The sequence below is a fragment of the Pseudanabaena minima str. Chao 2107 genome (genome assembly GCF_051131155.1).
GTDB classification, from domain to species: domain Bacteria; phylum Cyanobacteriota; class Cyanobacteriia; order Pseudanabaenales; family Pseudanabaenaceae; genus Pseudanabaena; species Pseudanabaena minima.
In genome coordinates this window covers 1,716,166-1,734,545 of the sequence record NZ_CP159508.1, presented here as the reverse complement: position 1 = coordinate 1,734,545, position 18,380 = coordinate 1,716,166, and the positions used below count along the sequence as shown (strand labels likewise).

General features: G+C 43.6%; 12 protein-coding genes and 1 CRISPR repeat array (1 of these 13 running past the window's edge). All 12 genes read left to right on the top strand.

Annotated elements, in window-relative coordinates; all coding sequences use genetic code 11:
* The first annotated feature begins 163 nt into the window (after nucleotides 1–163).
* The 12 genes from ABM313_RS07605 to cas2 all read left to right on the top strand — a co-directional run bounded on the left by ABM313_RS07605 (nucleotide 164) and on the right by cas2 (nucleotide 12,116).
* Nucleotides 164–1,948, top strand: coding sequence for a type III-B CRISPR-associated protein Cas10/Cmr2 (locus ABM313_RS07605; protein WP_434687049.1), 1,785 nt, complete (start codon nucleotides 164–166; stop codon nucleotides 1,946–1,948).
* Complete coding sequence (locus tag ABM313_RS07600) at nucleotides 1,933–3,030, top strand: CRISPR-associated protein (protein ID WP_434687048.1); 1,098 nt, start codon at nucleotides 1,933–1,935, stop codon at nucleotides 3,028–3,030. Before ABM313_RS07605 ends, ABM313_RS07600 begins: the two co-directional genes overlap by 16 nt.
* Nucleotides 3,030–3,893, top strand: coding sequence for an RAMP superfamily CRISPR-associated protein (locus ABM313_RS07595; protein WP_434687047.1), 864 nt, complete (start codon nucleotides 3,030–3,032; stop codon nucleotides 3,891–3,893). Before ABM313_RS07600 ends, ABM313_RS07595 begins: the two co-directional genes overlap by 1 nt.
* A 9-nt stretch (nucleotides 3,894–3,902) precedes the next feature.
* Nucleotides 3,903–4,367, top strand: coding sequence for a hypothetical protein (locus ABM313_RS07590; RefSeq protein ID WP_434687046.1), 465 nt, complete (start codon nucleotides 3,903–3,905; stop codon nucleotides 4,365–4,367).
* A 5-nt stretch (nucleotides 4,368–4,372) separates the two neighbouring features.
* The gene (locus ABM313_RS07585; protein ID WP_434687045.1) at nucleotides 4,373–6,262 is read left to right on the top strand and encodes a hypothetical protein; all 1,890 of its coding nucleotides are present in this window, start codon (nucleotides 4,373–4,375) and stop codon (nucleotides 6,260–6,262) included.
* A 57-nt stretch (nucleotides 6,263–6,319) separates the two neighbouring features.
* Nucleotides 6,320–7,888 (top strand): hypothetical protein, encoded by a 1,569-nt coding sequence (locus tag ABM313_RS07580; RefSeq protein ID WP_434687044.1) that lies wholly within the window; start codon nucleotides 6,320–6,322, stop codon nucleotides 7,886–7,888.
* Nucleotides 7,889–7,920: 32 nt separating this feature from the next.
* Entirely contained in the window at nucleotides 7,921–8,478 is a 558-nt protein-coding gene (locus ABM313_RS07575; protein ID WP_434687043.1) for a Uma2 family endonuclease, read from the top strand.
* A 109-nt stretch (nucleotides 8,479–8,587) separates the two neighbouring features.
* On the top strand, nucleotides 8,588–9,175 hold the full coding sequence (locus ABM313_RS07570) for a Uma2 family endonuclease (RefSeq protein WP_434687042.1): 588 nt from the start codon (nucleotides 8,588–8,590) through the stop codon (nucleotides 9,173–9,175).
* 13 nt (nucleotides 9,176–9,188) lie between these two features.
* Complete coding sequence (locus ABM313_RS07565) at nucleotides 9,189–10,466, top strand: hypothetical protein (protein WP_434687041.1); 1,278 nt, start codon at nucleotides 9,189–9,191, stop codon at nucleotides 10,464–10,466.
* Nucleotides 10,467–10,546: 80 nt separating this feature from the next.
* Nucleotides 10,547–10,807 carry a CRISPR-associated protein Csx18 gene (gene csx18, locus ABM313_RS07560; protein ID WP_434687040.1) on the top strand — a complete coding sequence of 87 codons (261 nt, stop codon included), beginning with the start codon at nucleotides 10,547–10,549 and terminating at the stop codon, nucleotides 10,805–10,807.
* A gap of 41 nt (nucleotides 10,808–10,848) precedes the next feature.
* Complete coding sequence (cas1, locus tag ABM313_RS07555) at nucleotides 10,849–11,841, top strand: CRISPR-associated endonuclease Cas1 (RefSeq protein ID WP_434687039.1); 993 nt, start codon at nucleotides 10,849–10,851, stop codon at nucleotides 11,839–11,841.
* Nucleotides 11,838–12,116 (top strand): CRISPR-associated endonuclease Cas2, encoded by a 279-nt coding sequence (gene cas2 / locus ABM313_RS07550; RefSeq protein ID WP_434687038.1) that lies wholly within the window; start codon nucleotides 11,838–11,840, stop codon nucleotides 12,114–12,116. Before cas1 ends, cas2 begins: the two co-directional genes overlap by 4 nt.
* A gap of 699 nt (nucleotides 12,117–12,815) precedes the next feature.
* Nucleotides 12,816–18,380: direct repeats of the CRISPR family, unit length 36 nt; unit sequence TCTCCTACTCGCTAGGGGACGCGATCGATTGGAAAC (it continues 11,994 nt past the right edge of the window).

Here is an 18,380-nt window from a genome sequence, read left to right as displayed (position 1 = left end):
TAAATGACAATATTTATTAAAAATTATCATTAGCCATGAATTTATGTTTATTAAGATACTTTGAGTCGTATATATAAATTATAAAAATATTTTCATAAATTAGCTATCATGATAAATATCTGATAAATTGCCTTTGTAAATGTGTGTGGGAGGTAAGGCGATCGTGACGACAGTATTACAAATTAATGAAAAGCCACAAACCCAAGAAACTAAAGATGTGAAATACACGGTAATTACATTTGCACCTGTGCAAGGCTTTATCGAGAAGTCTCGTAAGTTGCGCGATCTCTATGGTGCATCACAAATTTTGTCTTATTTGAGCTATCGCATTGTCGAAGAGGCAAAAAAACTTAATGGTATCAAAGTAATTTCTCCAGCAATTAAAGATGGAGAACTAAGTATTGACCTCATACAAGGAATGCCGAATCGTATTTTGATTGTCGGAGAAATTGAGCGAGATCGGGCTTTTAATCTATTTCGGGACACCCTAGATAATGCTTGGAGCGAAATTATCATAGCTTGCAAAGATTGGGTGGAAAGTAAAGTTAAAAACGATATCAATCATAAATATGACTGGAAAAAGTATGACTGGAAGATGTCATGGAAAAGATGGGAAATGCACGCATGGGAGATATTTGTCGGTCAGAACAACTCTAAGGATGACCAAAACAACCCTATTCATAGTGCAATGCGAGATCTAGAAACTCGGAAGTTGCGCCGTGCTTGGACTATCCCGAACTGGAATGGTGAAAGCTCTAGTTTGTCGGGGCATGATGCGATCGCCTATCCAAACATGGATCGTCAAATCACTCGTGAAAGTAAGCAAAATCAACAAGATTTATCCGAAGAAATCAAGGCTTTTTACACTGCTCTAGCTATAAAAACTGATCCAAACGGTAAAGAGAATGATCGGGCTTATATCAATGAAAATGAGCGTTTAAGTATTCCTGAATTAATCAAACGCTTGGTAACTTACGAAGATATTAGAAATCAAATTGACTATTACAGAGTGATCACACAGGAAGATCGAAAGGCGTTTGAGTTAGAGAGCTTTCCAAAGTATTTCCGAAAGAACGAAAAAACTCAAGAAACCTATTGGACTGGTTGGTTTATGGGTGATGGAGATCGAATTGGAAATTATCTCAACAGCTTGTCTAACGCTGATCAAGTTAGAGAGTTTAGCCTTTGTTTACGAGATTGGGGACGTGACTTTAAGAGTTTTAATCTCGGTCGTGTGGTCTATGCGGGTGGGGATGATTTTCTTGGTGTAATTTATGGCACTGAGGACAAACCACGAAGAGACAAACAAGAGGTTGTTGATTGGCTATGCGGTTTACGCGATCAATGGGAAAAGTTACGCGAGAATATGCGAAGTAAAGGCTTAAGGGTAAATGAAGGTGATGAGCCTGATGTTAGTCTCAGTGTGGGTTTTGTGTGGGCAGGGCATAGTGTGCCGCAGCGCGATGTGTTGCAGCATTGCCGAGAAGCTGAGAAGTTGGCTAAGAATTTGGGACGCGATCGCGTGACGATTCGGGTTGTATTTAACAATGGTCAATATGTGCAGTGGACTACGCCTTGGGAATGTTTGGAATGGTTGAAAGACTATAAAGATAGAGATGGTAAAAAGGCTTACTGTAAAAACAAGACAACTGACAAATTGGAATGGCAAAAAGCTAATTGGAATCATGTTTATAGTGATTTGGGACAGCTTAAAGCGCGTCATGCGATTCCACCAGCAACAGCAGACAAGCCTAAAGATGATATAGCAATTGAACTTTTAAGTTTGTATTTTGATAAAGATAAAGAAAAAGAAAAAAAGAAAATGCTTAGCAAATCTAAGTGGCGAAAGCATCTGACTGGCATAGATGGAGATAAACAAAATCAAGCGGTCATTGCATGGATTGAAGGCATGATTCTAGTAGGGTGGCAACTATGTTCAAATATCTAATTGTGGTTCGTCCTTTGGGATTTCTCTATGGTAGTGCAGGGGCTTTCCTGTCTCCAGAAAATTTAGTTGGGAGATCTGGGGCAAAATTTCCACCTGATGCAGCTACGCTTTCAGGATTAATCATTCGTAATAGCTACGAACAACAACTTCCTAAGCATCAAGAACTCAAGAAAAATCTAGTGGTTGCTGGTGCATTTTGGGCTAAGGATAATAAGCCACAAAACTTTTATGTGCCAATGCCGCGATCGCTCATTATTGGCGAAGAAAAATTTGATGAGTGGAAAATGTCGGGAGATAAATGGGACAGAGATCATAATAAAAGTGTTGAATCTGACTATAAGTGGATGAGTATTCATTTCTGGAAAAATCCACAAGATGGAGATGAGCCACTAGATGCAGATACGATATTTAACAACAGACAAAATGACATTAATAAGGATAAAAATGTTATCCACAGTGCAGCTAAACCTCCTTGGAAGTTTGTATCGATTCTGCATCCTACGCTAGAGCATGATCAACGTCATGTTCGCTTACCCAAAGACGCAGACGATAGAGGCAGTCTTTTTTTAGAAAATGCTGTCCAGATGGATGAGGATAGCTGTTTAGTCTATCTTTCAACCCATAGTATTGCTGATGGTTGGTATCGATTTGGGGGAGAGAACCATATGGTGGAAATCATAAGTCAAAAGCTAGAGCCAAACATTTTGAGTTTGCTTGCTGCTCCAATTAAAAGAAGCTTTGCACTAATCTGCCCTGCGGTTTGGGGAACCAACAATTTATCTGTCCGTTATCCTCAAGCATTTAAAGCATGCGATAAACCGCCAAAAATGCTAACAGATCGCCCTGTTACCTTTCGGTATCGTATGGGTAGCAATTTAGGGATTGGTCGATATGCTGTCCCCGCAGGTACAGTTTATGTGCTTAAACATCCACTAGATCAAGAACATGACACTTGGTGGAAGTTCCCTAAAAAGTGGTTCCCACAAAGCGATGAGGGTAAAGACTTTGACAAAAGATCTTTACCTCTAAAGCATTTAGGGTGTGGTTTGTGTTTGCCAATTACAATTAAAGGAGTGGACTAATGTATAAAAAAGCTTACGGTATCATTGAAACGCTTGCCCCTCTCCATGTTGGAGCAAGTGCAGGTGAAGAATCAGGCAATCTCAATCTGATATTTCGCGATCAGTTTACTCAAACGGGGATTATCCCAGGGAGTTCTATTCGCGGACGGTTTCGGGCTGATATGCGACAAGATCCGCGACAGAAAGAAGAAGGCTATAAAAATTATAATTATTGGTACGGACAAGAGGCTCCAGAGAAAGGAGAAGCAGACGAGGACAAGAAAGATACAACTGAAGCACAGGTCAAGTTTGAATATGCTTCGATTGTTTGGTTGCCTGTGTACTGTCCAAGTCAGCCTGTAGTTTGGGTTTCTTGTCCTCGTCTTCTCAAACGGTATCAAAAGTTATCAGGTAAACCTATTTATGATTTCAAACCCCACACTTACTATGGAGCTAAAGATAATATTGACAAACTCTTTTTCAACTTAGGATTTATTTGCCTTGATTCTCGCGATCAAGAACTGGGTAAATACATCCCAGACAAACTTGAGAATTTGAAAGCAGGTAGAGATCTCGTTTTAGTTGTCAGTGACGCAGAGATTTCGATGATTCATGATATGGCTTTATATCGTCAAAGCCGTATAGCCCTTGATCGTAACGAGAAAAAAGCTACAGGTGGCGCATTCTTTAATGTTGAGGCTCTACCCGAAGGAACTATCTTAACTTTTCCAACGGCAATCAAGAATAAAGGCAAAGATGATAACTCTTGGCAAGAGTACATTGCTGATGCAGATATCAAGAAGACTAAAGAGCTTTATTTTGGCGGTCTAGAATCGATCGGGTTTGGGCGCACCAATGTCACTTTATATGAAGGATTGAACTAGGAGTAAAACATGACTACAACAGAAGGAAAAAAAGCTGGCTGGTATCCCTACAATCTCGATCACCATGCTCAAGCATTGGTAATTAAACATCGTGATGAAAATGATGTTTTGAATGAGTCTCATAAAATGAGAATGGCTGTTGCTTATGGGCTAGAGCGATTTTGGGGAGAGCATCTCAGATTTGAACGTGAGAAGAAAAAAGATAAGTGCAAGTACTGGAAAGATGTTTGGCAGATTTTAGGCAAAATCCTTGATGAGTCAGATATTACGCTTCCAGATGCGGATACTACAGTCAAGTTTGATGACACAACTAAAATTGAAGAGACAAGCTCTGCAATCTGGAAAATGTCTGCTGAAACTCCTGATGACTATCGTATTGCATTAACTGTTTTGACACAGCTTTGCGATTCACTTGTGTGGTGGACACAGCGATACAAGAAAAAAGATAAAAAAGGTAAAGGAGAGGAGGATTGAGCTATATGTCTTTTTCTAAAGCATTTGAGAGAGCAGGAATGAAACCTACAGAATCCCAGAAAACACCAAAAATTGAGATCGATCCTGAAGAAGTGCCGATGATGTATCGTGCACAGGTCAGTGGGCGTTGTAGCTTACAGTTTGCTGGAAAGAAAGAGGATAAGCAACATTTGGATAAATGGAGTAATCAGTGGGTTTACCCAAAATCTGAGAGCAACCCACAACCAAGACAACAATATCAAGAACCCAAACTAGGACTAGACGGCTCGTTCTACCGTATTAAAATCGACTTTCCATTTAGACTATCTAGTAATTGTGGACAGGATAGTGTGTTGCGTCCAATTATGGGCAAAAATGGTATTCCCTATCTGTCAGGTAGTAGTGTTAAAGGTCTATTTAGCCGAGCCTGTAGTGAACAGCAAAGAAAGTTATATTGTGGTGAAAAAATTAATCAGGATAATAGTTCTTCGCCTAGTAAAATAGGGCTTCGTTTTCATGGTGCATATCCTATTGGGGATTGGTCGGGAATGCGAAAGGTAAAGGTTAAAAAGAAAGATGGTAAAACAGTTGAAGAGATTCGTTATCGAATGCTTGACGTAATTCATCCACAACAACTTAGACAAGTAGGAGATCAATCAGCTAGAGATTCAGCAAGTGCTTATACAATGGTTAGTCTTTATCAGCCAACTATGGTATTTGAGTTTAGTAGTGCAGATCCGCAAAACACTAATTGGAAAGAAGTTGAATGGATTTTTTTGCAATCAATTCAGTTAGGTGTAGGTGGGAAAACTAGTACAGGTTATGGATTAGGTGGGTATAATGACGATTATCATTCAGTTGTATCTAGTTCTAAGATTAGTGTTGCTTTGATTGGTCAAGGAGTCAGCCCAACCCTCCGCAGTGATGAACCTGAATTTCGTCCTAACTTATTTAAGGCTTCCCTACGAGGTCATATAAAAAGATTGTTGGGAGGAGTGACAAGAGAGAACAAATGTATTGACCAAGAAATTGATCGACTGTTTGGCAGTTCTAATGATGTTGGTAAATTAAAAGTCTTTTGGGAGCAACAGAAAGATGTAGTTTATGGTGACTATGGAAAAACTAAAACTTTTAGGACTGAAGGGATTTTACATCTTGACGCTAAAAATCAAGAAGATATTGTCTTCATGGAAAATGTTCTCAAATTTGCTTTCGTGATGGGTGGTTTTGGAAAGTCATGGCGCAGGGCATCTCACCAGATTTTTCTTAAGTCTTATAAAGAGTTTGAGATTGGTTGTCAATGGGAGTTGTCTAGAATCGATCTCAAGTGGTTAGACATTAAGTCTACTCAAGCTCTAAAACAGTTTCTTGAGGATTTACATGGTTTGTGCAAGGGAAGACTTAATCCTAATTCACCAGAGGGTTATCAGCCATGGCGAGAATCTTGGCATCCTGACAGAGTAACTGTTTATGCTAAAGAGACAAGACAAAGTGATGTGATCGCTCTATTTCATCAGAATATTTTCAAAAAAACTGAAGCTATTGGAGGACATATAACCATTAAAGAATATGATCGTAATACCAAAGAAGAAAAATATAAGGAACAACTTAAATTTAGCCATATTTGGCATCGAATGCTACCGATTGGTGATGAGCAGTATTTAGAGATTGTCACAATTTTTCATAGCGATCATGATAAGTGGAAGCATAAAAAACATCAAGATGATCAAGAGGGGCAAGATCAACTCAAACCATTTCTTGATGCTATAGCTGCGAAAGGTTTGGAATACGTTTGGGGTAATAAAGACCCATTAAAAAAGCCTCTAAAAAGTTCGACTCCCGCCCCAAAATCTACTACACATCAACCGCCTTCTTCTAATCAACCAATCCCGAAACCAAAACTGCGCCCAAAATAAGGCTTTTCTATAAGTAAAAGTAACTAAATATTTGTAACCTGTTAGGAGATTAGCATTATGGCAGTAGTTTGGATTGTGACGACAGGCAATAGTGATGTTGTGATGTCATCAAAAAATGATTGGGAAGATTTGAGACGAGAGAAAAGGCTTGGACAAGTCTACGATCAGTTTGAGGTGTCTCCGTTACCTAAGAATAACAATAATGAAGAGACTCTCTTTGCTCTTCCTGCTAGAGCTTTAGGCACTTTCTATGAAGATGCTTTAGATGATGATGAGTATTGGGAAACACTCAGATTTCCTTTGTTAAAAGGTTTTGTTGCTAAGCTGAATGATGAACTTAAGCAACCTACACAAATCATTATTTTGCTGACGGATCAGAAAAATATTTTTGATGAAAGGAAGGTTTCTTCCAGTAGTCCTTTTTGGCAAGATACTTGTAAGTTAGAGCCAATTTTCAGAAAATACTTTAGTGAACAGAAAGATATTCAATCATCTAAGCTTGAGTTTGTTTACTTAACCCCTGAAAAAAATGGTTTAGATGACTGGAATGCCACACTTACGCTAGTGCAGGAAAAATTTACAGGTTTGGGGATTGACAAAAATGATGATGTAATTGTCAGTCATCAGGCGGGTACTCCTGCAATTTCTTCGGCGGTACAATTTGCGAGCCTTTCTAATTTTGGCGATCGCGTTAGCTTTTTGACCAGTAATGAACGTACTGGAGTTACTTCTCTAAATCTATCCTCGTCTTATTTTGAGGCGATGCAGATTGAACAAGCAAAAAAATTCTTGGACAATTATGACTATGTAAGTGTCCTTTCTGTTCTAAAAGGTAAGCTAGAGCGTTTGAAAGCAGACAATCCTGATCAAGCAGACAAGATTATTAAATTGCTTGAAGTTGCCAAGTTATGGAATTTGAGTAAGTTTGATGAGTTTAAAGAGGCAATGAAAAATCTACCTATTCCTAGTTTGAGAGATGTTGCAACTGGGAGATTTGAGGAGTCATGGGCTTGGTGGATTGCTTATGAGGAGGCATATTTAGGGATTATTCGTAGAAATCAAGGAAATATTGTTGAGGCATTTTTTCACAGTTTCAGGGCTTTTGAAGGAATTTTTGCAGCATGGGGCAACCATTTTTTTAATGGAAATGAAAATGAATATGTAGATTTAAGTAAGGATATTCCTTATTTAAAGGCAGATGTTTTAAATGATCCCCAAAGCTATTTGTCTGGTAGCGATCTTAAAAAGTTGAGAGACAAAATTCAAAAAGATGGTGGAATTGATTTGGAATTAAGCACTTTATGTAAGATTTTCAAAGAAAAGAGAAAGAATTACAAACAAAAGTGTAAAGACATTATTACTTTCTGGGATAACGATAAAGAAAAGCGTATTTTAGCTAGACGGAATTTCATTTTTCATCAAGTTCAGGGAATTACAGAAGAACAACTATTAAGCTTTTGGCTCGTTGACTCTGTAGGTAAATGGCAAGATAAGATTCGGCAATTTTTGAATTTTATTGCTGATGAGAAAGAATTTAAAACATGGAATGATGCGAGTTTGATGGCACGGGTGCATAAGGAATTGGTGGATGAGATTGGGGCGATCGCTAACATTCCCAACAGCTAGACTAGATTTATCAAATAATTGGAGCGATCGCTATGCAATTACTGACATATAAATTTGATGTAGAGCAATATCAACAAATGGGTAAGGTCGGTATCTTTCATCCTGAAAGCCGAGTGGAGTTAATCGATGGAGAAATTGTCGTTATGTCACCAATTGGGTTGAAACACATTGCCACCATCAATCGAATGAATTATTTTCTACATAGCAATATCAAAGAAAATGGAATTATTAGTACCCAAAATTCGATCCGCTTAAGCAACTATTCTGAGCCACAACCAGATATTGCGATTTTGCGCCCTCGAGATGACTTTTATGCTGGTAAATTTCCTGAAGCAGAAGATGTGTTGTTATTGATCGAGATTGCTGATTTTAGCTTGAGATACGATCAGACAAATAAACTTAGACTTTATGCTGAATATGGAATCTCAGAATATTGGATTGCTAATGTAGAAAGAGAGATTGTGGAGATTTATCATCAACCGAATGGCAAGGCTTATCTCAAACAAACCCTAATAGACTCTCCTGATAACGCTTTTACGCCGATCGCTTTTCCTGCGATAGTGATGACTCTAAAGGACATATTTGGATAAACTCAGCGTATGAGTATTACAGTTCCCATTAAATCGATCGCCTTGCGAGAGGGTAGCGCGATCGCATAATTCACACCATAGCGATTAGATTTTATTAGGAGGTAAAGTTATGACTTTTACTGTTGTTAAAGAAGATGTTGGAGAAACATCGGATGGAGTGAAAAAGATGACTCTGGCGGAGTTTTTGGCGAGTCCTGAATCGGACGATAGGTATGAGTTTGTTGATGGTCAAGTGGTGAAAAAAATGTCTCCAAAAAGATTTCATGCAGCCCTTCAGGGTGTTTTATATCGGTACTTGGGCGATCTATTTGAGGGCAAGGGTTTTGTTTATCCTGAATGGGGAATTATGTTGACTCGCTATGGTCAGGATTGGTGTCCTGTACCTGACTTGATGTATATCTCGATGGAACGTTTACCTGCGGATGTGGGTAATGAGATGTGTCCTGTGCCGCCTGAGTTGGTGATTGAGATTATGTCGGAGGGACAGACTTTTAGGGAGTTTGTGGCGAAGGCTAGTGATTATCTAAATGCAGGTGTATTGAGGGTTTGGGTAATCAATCCATTGCATAGAACTTTGACGGTGTTTTTTGCCGATCGCCCACCTGAGACTTATCGAGGCGATCGCCTAATTACGGATGAGTTGTTTACTGATTTGGCGGTGACGGCTGAGCAGTTTTTTGTAAAAGCAGGAATTTAAGAGGTATTAAGAGATGGCTAGTATTGTTTTGTCTTTTGTGGGTCAGCAAGATCCTTTTGGGAGTAAGACGGGTGAGGGGTCAATTGTGACTTTGATTAGGGCTTTGGTGAGTCAAGGAACTGTAATTAAAAGAGCAATATTAATCTATACGGAGGGAACAGCGACGGGTGCTAAGGAAACTAAGGAATGGTTGATGTCAGAGTTGGGAATTGATGGTGGTGATGTGGAGTTGGTTCCTGCGAGTTGGGAGTTGTCGAATGATCCGACGGATTTGCTGAAGGCAGCGCAGGAGGCAAGGCGGGGTTTGGATTTGGCGCGTTTGAGTATGGAGAAGGGCGATCGCATTGAGTTTAATGCGTCGTCGGGGACTCCTGCGATGAAGTCGGCGTTTAGTTTGTTGCAGGCGGCGGGCTATGCGGCGAATGGGCAGGTTTGGCAGGTAAGGAATCCGACGGAGATTAAGGAAAATCAGACGCGGGTATTTCAGACGGATGTGGGTGTGTTGCGTCGGGAGTTTGATTTGAAGGTGGTGAAGGGGCAGATTGAGGGTTTTAATTATGGTTCGGCGCTGGCAAATTTGGAGGAGAGTGGGTTGGCGGAGCGATCGCCTATGTTGGTGAATTTACTCAAAGCTGGAATTGCTTGGCATCAAGGGCAGTTTGATCAGTTTTATCGCTTGGCTAAAAGCTTTTTGAGTGATGCTGAGAAGAGGCAGGGTGAGAGTTGGTGGTGGATGGCTTATGAGCAGGCTTATACGGCTTTGGTGCGGTTACAACAGGAGAATACGAGTGAGGCGATGCAGCATAGCTTTCGGGCGGTGGAGGGGGGACTGTGGGAATGGGTGATGGTGACTTTCCCTGATGATGTGGTGGCGAGGGATGGGAAGTATCCTTTGCTGAAGCCGAGTATGTTGTTGCGCTATCCGTCTTTGCGGAGGCGGTATGATGAGCAGTTGCAAAAAAGTAGTGAGGTGGAGGTAAGGGGTTATATTTTTCGGGATTTGTTAGAGGCACATATCCCTAGTACGGCTACGAGTATAGATTTTAATGTGTTTTGGGATAGTGCGCGGGTGGCACGGAATGTGATTGCTCATCGTTTGGGTGGTATTTCGGAGCGGAGTGTGTTGATGGCTTGGGGTGAGGATATTCGATCGCGGGATGATTTGGAGCGGCGGTTGTTGGGTTGTTTGAATGCGATCTCGGGGAAGCAGTATCGGTCTTTGGCGGCGGCGAGTTTGTTTGCCAAAATCCATGCTAGGGCGATGGCGGAGGTTGCTGCTTATCAGCCTTAGATGTTTATTTGAGGTTGGATTTTGTCAGAAGTAAAATCCAACTCGTTTTGCTGTGAGTATTTTTATTTAGGAGGTTAGTTATGTATTTTTTGACGGATAAGGTGGCGCGGGTGCGGAATATTTCGGTGTCGGCGGCGAATGGGGCGATTAGTTTGACGATTTTGTTGATTGCGCCGATGGGGTTGTTTGCGGTGATTGTGAATACGCTGTTGATTGTGGCGGCGACTTATGGGTGTTTGACGGTGAGCGATCGCATATTGGTCTATCTATTGCGGGATGAGCGTGGGCGCGATAGTTTGGGTGCGGCGCGGGATAGTAGTGAGTTAAGAAAGAGGGATTAATGATCCCCCTCAATCCCCCTTAAAAAGGGGGAGGAAGATTTATGAGAAGTTTGTATGTGTCGATGCAGGGTTGCTATGTGGGTTTGTCGCAGGAGCTTTTGGTGGTGAAGCAGGGGCAGACTGTGCTGCAAGAGGTGCAGTTGCCTTTGTTGGAGCAGGTGTTGATTTTTGGGAAGTCGCAGGTGACGACGCAGGCGATTAGGGAATGTTTGCGGCGGGATATTCCCATTGCGTATTTATCGAGAATGGGCTTTTGTTATGGGCGGGTGATGGCGATCGGGCGTGGTTATCGACAGTTGGCAAGGTATCAACAGCAGTTGTCGTTGATGGAAAGGTTATTGATGGCAAGGCAGATTGTACGGGCTAAGATTTTAAATGGTAGAACTTTGTTAATGCGTCAAGCCAGAAATCGGGCGGTGGATGGTTTGGATGGTGTGGTGCAGAATTTGAACTATTTGGCGGATCGGGCTTTGCTGGTGGTGGATGTTGAGTCTTTGTTGGGTGTAGAGGGTGCGGCGGCGGCTTCCTATTTTTCTGCTTTTGCTGGTTGTTTGAATCGCTCTGATTTTGTGTTTGGTGGTAGGGTGAAGCGTCCTCCAGGGAATCCTGTAAATGCGATGTTGAGTTTTGGGTATATGGTGTTGTGGAATCATTTGTTGTCTTTGGTGGAGATACAGGGACTCGATCCTTATTATGCTTTTTTGCATCAAGATTCAGAACGTCATCCTGCTTTGGCTTCGGATATCATTGAGGAATTTCGTGCGCCAATTGTGGATTCTTTGGTTTTGTATTTGATAAATCAGGGGATGATGAGTGCTGTGGATGATTTTGAGTTTCGAGATGGTGGCTGCTTTTTAAATGAGTCGGGACGGCGGAAGTTTCTCAAGACGTTTTTGGTGCGGATGGAAGATCGGGTAAGGAATGATGTGGGTGAGGATGTGCCGCGTTGGGATTTGTTGATGGAACAGGTGCGAAAAATTAAGCGTTATGTGTATGATCCGAGTGGTGGTTATAAGCCGTATTTGATTAGATGATGTTGTATGTGGTGATTTATGATATTTCTGATGATAAGCGGCGTAGACGGGTTTTTAATCTGTTGGAGGGTTATGGGCAGAGGGTTCAGTTTAGTGCGTTTGAGTGTGCTCTAAATGATCGTAAGTTTGAGGAGTTAAGATCTCGTTTGATAAAGGTGGTAAAGGTGAATGAGGATAGTGTGCGGTTTTATCCGATTTCTAAACATACTTTAGGTCAAGTGATTGTGTGGGGGGAGCCTCCTCTTACTCAGATGCCAAGCTCTGTAGTGGTTTGAGCCGCTTTGTATCTTGGCTGTGCGATTGGTTTGTGTTCATGGCTGAATCACTTTTTTTGCGTTTTAGCCCTCGATATTATACTGAGCTTTGGTTTTAATGTTTTCTTATGGTCTTGTTTTTGCTTTTTTTACTGTTGTATTGGAGAGGGTTCGCAAATGATGTCTGGACTCAAGGCGGTGAAAGGGTGCTAAAATAGGTACTCTCCTACTCGCTAGGGGACGCGATCGATTGGAAACGGTCAACCACACCCCAATGTCAGGGCTTATGGTACTGTCTCCTACTCGCTAGGGGACGCGATCGATTGGAAACGGCAATGGCGATGCCCCTTTACGATGCCCTTGAAGGCGTCTCCTACTCGCTAGGGGACGCGATCGATTGGAAACACCAGAACATTGAACCGTTGCTAGTTCGATTCTAGCTGTTCCCATCATAATAAACACAACCCTACGAGGTAAAACAAATGCTAGAGAACTTTATACTTGCTATTATCGTTCAGTCTTCTGAATGTAAATCGCCACTGATTGAAGTGCGTACTCCTTATGGGGAGATATGCTTAACTAAAGAACAAACTGATAGATTGAGAGTGAGAAAGTAATGGATGAAGATGAAGATACTATTCCATCACTGCCACCTTGCCCTTATCCAGCCCCACCACAATGAAAGACATAATTTTGATTACAGTTGCATTTACCCTTTGTATCTCCTACTCGCTAGGGGACGCGATCGATTGGAAACTAGCATAGTACGATATTTGTATTATCTAACTTACTAGATCTCCTACTCGCTAGGGGACGCGATCGATTGGAAACTCAACTCCTTCAGGAATATTGGGGAATCCCAACTTAAATCTCCTACTCGCTAGGGGACGCGATCGATTGGAAACACCTTAGTTGCTAGGTATTGAGCCAACTGACGTGATATCTCCTACTCGCTAGGGGACGCGATCGATTGGAAACGTGGTCTATGGTGTTTGACCTTAAAGAGCTAGTCTATTGGTCTCCTACTCGCTAGGGGACGCGATCGATTGGAAACGATTGTAATTGGATCGCCTTACAGGCGCTGGTTACTTGTTCTCCTACTCGCTAGGGGACGCGATCGATTGGAAACTTACGTTTAGTTGCAATTTCTTTTTGAGCCTCTGCTGTTTCTCCTACTCGCTAGGGGACGCGATCGATTGGAAACCATCAGTAATGTTCACGACAGGAGCTAGCTCAACTTCTCCTACTCGCTAGGGGACGCGATCGATTGGAAACGAAGGAAGTCATCTTTACCACCAACAAAGACAGTAGTGTCTCCTACTCGCTAGGGGACGCGATCGATTGGAAACACTCCGATTAAATAAATAAACTACAGTTAAACCCAAACCATCTCCTACTCGCTAGGGGACGCGATCGATTGGAAACGGTAGATATCGGATTGGGTTTGGCGGTAATTTGTTCTCCTACTCGCTAGGGGACGCGATCGATTGGAAACAGCAAACCCCACCCGATCCTTTCTGGGCTGTGTTAGTCTCCTACTCGCTAGGGGACGCGATCGATTGGAAACAGGCCCTGTGGTGATAAGCCTTTGCGATGCGTAGGAATGTCTCCTACTCGCTAGGGGACGCGATCGATTGGAAACAACTAAAATCCTTACCGGTTCTGGCGGATTTCCATTTCCATCTCCTACTCGCTAGGGGACGCGATCGATTGGAAACCTCACAAGGGGATGAAACTTCTCATTGTTGATGATGAGTCTCCTACTCGCTAGGGGACGCGATCGATTGGAAACCCAGTCATTGAGTTAAAGCCAGTAACCTTAGTGCTGAGGTAATCTCCTACTCGCTAGGGGACGCGATCGATTGGAAACACTTGGATGGTCACTTCATGACGCAAGTGGCTTAACTCTCCTACTCGCTAGGGGACGCGATCGATTGGAAACGGAATACTCAGAAGCCCATCGCTCTGAACTAGAAGCATCTCCTACTCGCTAGGGGACGCGATCGATTGGAAACACCTTGCTCTTATCCTTCTGCACTTGCTCCATTGGATCTCCTACTCGCTAGGGGACGCGATCGATTGGAAACATCTAGGGCAGTGTAATCACCCCAGATACCTCTCAATCTCCTACTCGCTAGGGGACGCGATCGATTGGAAACTAGAGGTAAAATACCCCCTTTTCTACGGCTTAAACCATATCTCCTACTCGCTAGGGGACGCGATCGATTGGAAACCCTGTACTTACTGTGGTCTTCCAGCACAATGTTTATCTCCTACTCGCTAGGGGACGCGATCGATTGGAAACCTTTGTAATCCACTTCAGCAAGTGGCTTGTTTGTATGGAACTCTCCTACTCGCTAGGGGACGCGATCGATTGGAAACCTTAGGTACAATTCCCTAGCCAACACTTATGTCCTTAATGGTCTCCTACTCGCTAGGGGACGCGATCGATTGGAAACATTGCTTACCCATCGACTCAACCATACCTACAGCTCTATTCTCCTACTCGCTAGGGGACGCGATCGATTGGAAACACTTTCATATCTACGATTATCTAGTTTGTGTTCATTATTTTCTCCTACTCGCTAGGGGACGCGATCGATTGGAAACGCCGAATAGTTAAGGCGCTATAGTCATCGGTAATCATCTCCTACTCGCTAGGGGACGCGATCGATTGGAAACTTGATAGCAAGGTCGCGCTGAGATAGTGGGAGATACTCTCCTACTCGCTAGGGGACGCGATCGATTGGAAACTTGTCGTTTAGCGCCACACCAGCAACAGGCTGAGTCTCCTACTCGCTAGGGGACGCGATCGATTGGAAACATAATCAAACCCAAACCAAACACCCTTGCCACATCGATCTCCTACTCGCTAGGGGACGCGATCGATTGGAAACGTACTTAGCTACTTTAGATAGACATACATGGACTTCTCCTACTCGCTAGGGGACGCGATCGATTGGAAACTAAAGTCTTTAGGAATAATGTTAAGGTCACTATTGCCGTCTCCTACTCGCTAGGGGACGCGATCGATTGGAAACAAGCTCTGTGCCTGGAGGTATTTGCTTTAACTGGTCATTCTCCTACTCGCTAGGGGACGCGATCGATTGGAAACAGTTAAGTACGGCAGGTCTAGCCACTGGTGTAGCATCTCCTACTCGCTAGGGGACGCGATCGATTGGAAACATGGATAGGATGGCGACTCAGATGGTAGCGATGTACTTCTCCTACTCGCTAGGGGACGCGATCGATTGGAAACAAGCTTGAAGCTAGACTTAGCTATAACCATGTGATATCTCTCCTACTCGCTAGGGGACGCGATCGATTGGAAACAAAATGCCTAATGGTAGAGTCTTCCCACTCAGAAATCTCCTACTCGCTAGGGGACGCGATCGATTGGAAACTAACTCTGCATTATATATCTTTAGTTAGGTCACTTGTCTATCTCCTACTCGCTAGGGGACGCGATCGATTGGAAACTCGCAAGTTTAAGGCTCTTGACCGCAGCGTGAGACTTCTCCTACTCGCTAGGGGACGCGATCGATTGGAAACTAGATTTCTTGCCTAAAGGTGCTGAGTTTATGTTGATCTCCTACTCGCTAGGGGACGCGATCGATTGGAAACCAAGGCTATGCACTCTATCGCAACTAGTGAGCATTTATTCTCCTACTCGCTAGGGGACGCGATCGATTGGAAACAGGATAAGAGTAAGGTTGAGCGTCCTTGGGGTGAGTTGACTAGTCTCCTACTCGCTAGGGGACGCGATCGATTGGAAACGAGGCTCCTAATTGTTGAAGACGAGTTCTCTAACTATTCTCCTACTCGCTAGGGGACGCGATCGATTGGAAACTGAGTTGGAGACAGAGATTGAATCACTTGAGGTCAACTCTCCTACTCGCTAGGGGACGCGATCGATTGGAAACGAGACGAGTGAGTCTCATGATGAGACAGCACCTATATCTCCTACTCGCTAGGGGACGCGATCGATTGGAAACGGGTTGGTTCGCTACGCTGGCTAATACATCGATATGTGTTCTCCTACTCGCTAGGGGACGCGATCGATTGGAAACCCTAAACTTCAGAACAAAAAAACCTTTGTGTGACATCTCCTACTCGCTAGGGGACGCGATCGATTGGAAACTGTTAAGAGGTTCGCTACGCTGGCACATAGGTCACATCTCCTACTCGCTAGGGGACGCGATCGATTGGAAACATGGTGCACAGATAGTATTAGTACCTCACATGGAATCTCCTACTCGCTAGGGGACGCGATCGATTGGAAACCCTCAACAATGTTATGCACACCGACATGCCCAAAGTGAGGACGATCTCCTACTCGCTAGGGGACGCGATCGATTGGAAACGGTTAGCCCTGAGTTTGTGCTGTTCAACGAGAAGATCTCCTACTCGCTAGGGGACGCGATCGATTGGAAACACTACCACAGGTGCAAGAGGTCTGACAAGTAATGTATCTCCTACTCGCTAGGGGACGCGATCGATTGGAAACTCTCATCATGAGACTCACTCGTCTCATTGTGAGAGAGTCTCCTACTCGCTAGGGGACGCGATCGATTGGAAACACCTGACGAACTATACACATGGTTGAGCAGTAGAGATCTCCTACTCGCTAGGGGACGCGATCGATTGGAAACGAGACAAAGTTAATTGCTAATATCAACTCTAACATTCTCCTACTCGCTAGGGGACGCGATCGATTGGAAACCAAGACACTTATCGACTTCAGGCGTGACTTCGCTAATCTCCTACTCGCTAGGGGACGCGATCGATTGGAAACCTAAAGCAGATAAAGCGCTCGGTAAAGAGTTAGACCATCTCCTACTCGCTAGGGGACGCGATCGATTGGAAACTGCAACAACATAAGCTTTTGTAGCTGCACCTATACCAATCTCCTACTCGCTAGGGGACGCGATCGATTGGAAACACAAGCTTGGTCTAACTTCAACATACTTTTCCCTTTCTCCTACTCGCTAGGGGACGCGATCGATTGGAAACTTGACAATAAAGGTTTTCGTAACTCTGTAAAAGCTATTTCTCCTACTCGCTAGGGGACGCGATCGATTGGAAACTAGGTACTGACTTAGCTGACTCAGTTAAGAAGAAGGCTTCTCCTACTCGCTAGGGGACGCGATCGATTGGAAACCATTACAAACTTCCGTCTGTTCTTTTGGTGTAATCATGGGTCTCCTACTCGCTAGGGGACGCGATCGATTGGAAACCAGCAATCAGCCGCGAGTTTCGTTTCGTTACTATCCGTCTCCTACTCGCTAGGGGACGCGATCGATTGGAAACAACAAGGCGAAACAGTTGATTCAAGCTTATTCCGTCTCCTACTCGCTAGGGGACGCGATCGATTGGAAACTTAACATCGATTTCCAAGAGCCACCTGCTAAAAAGCATCTCCTACTCGCTAGGGGACGCGATCGATTGGAAACCCTACGTGTGCAAGACACACGCGTACCTGTAGAGTTCTCCTACTCGCTAGGGGACGCGATCGATTGGAAACTGAAGTTGTCTGCAATCCAATGCACTGCTTCAACATCTCCTACTCGCTAGGGGACGCGATCGATTGGAAACCCTTATTAGCAACCTTCCAAGAGTCGAACACGAAAGTTGAGTCTCCTACTCGCTAGGGGACGCGATCGATTGGAAACCTTGGCACGGTTGTAAAAAGCTTTACCAACGCTGTCTCCTACTCGCTAGGGGACGCGATCGATTGGAAACAGGTATTCAGCCATCTTTGTTTCTAACAACCAGCGAATCTCCTACTCGCTAGGGGACGCGATCGATTGGAAACTGGTATCCCAATTTGGTCAGCCCACGCCACAATCTGTTTACCAGTTAATCTCCTACTCGCTAGGGGACGCGATCGATTGGAAACCACGATGTTTTCAGCAATAGAACCTTGTGATCGCGCATCTCCTACTCGCTAGGGGACGCGATCGATTGGAAACTTACACTCTCACTGTTGGCGCATGTTAGTGGTGTTGATATTCTCCTACTCGCTAGGGGACGCGATCGATTGGAAACACCTTCAGGTGTTGAAGAAATCCCGTATGCGCGACACTCTACAGTCTCCTACTCGCTAGGGGACGCGATCGATTGGAAACCCATGAAACCTGTGTAGGTGTAAGTGGGTGTGACAACTCTCCTACTCGCTAGGGGACGCGATCGATTGGAAACGAAAGTGACAGCTATCGTCATGTACAAGATTTGAGTGTCTCCTACTCGCTAGGGGACGCGATCGATTGGAAACTATAAGACATT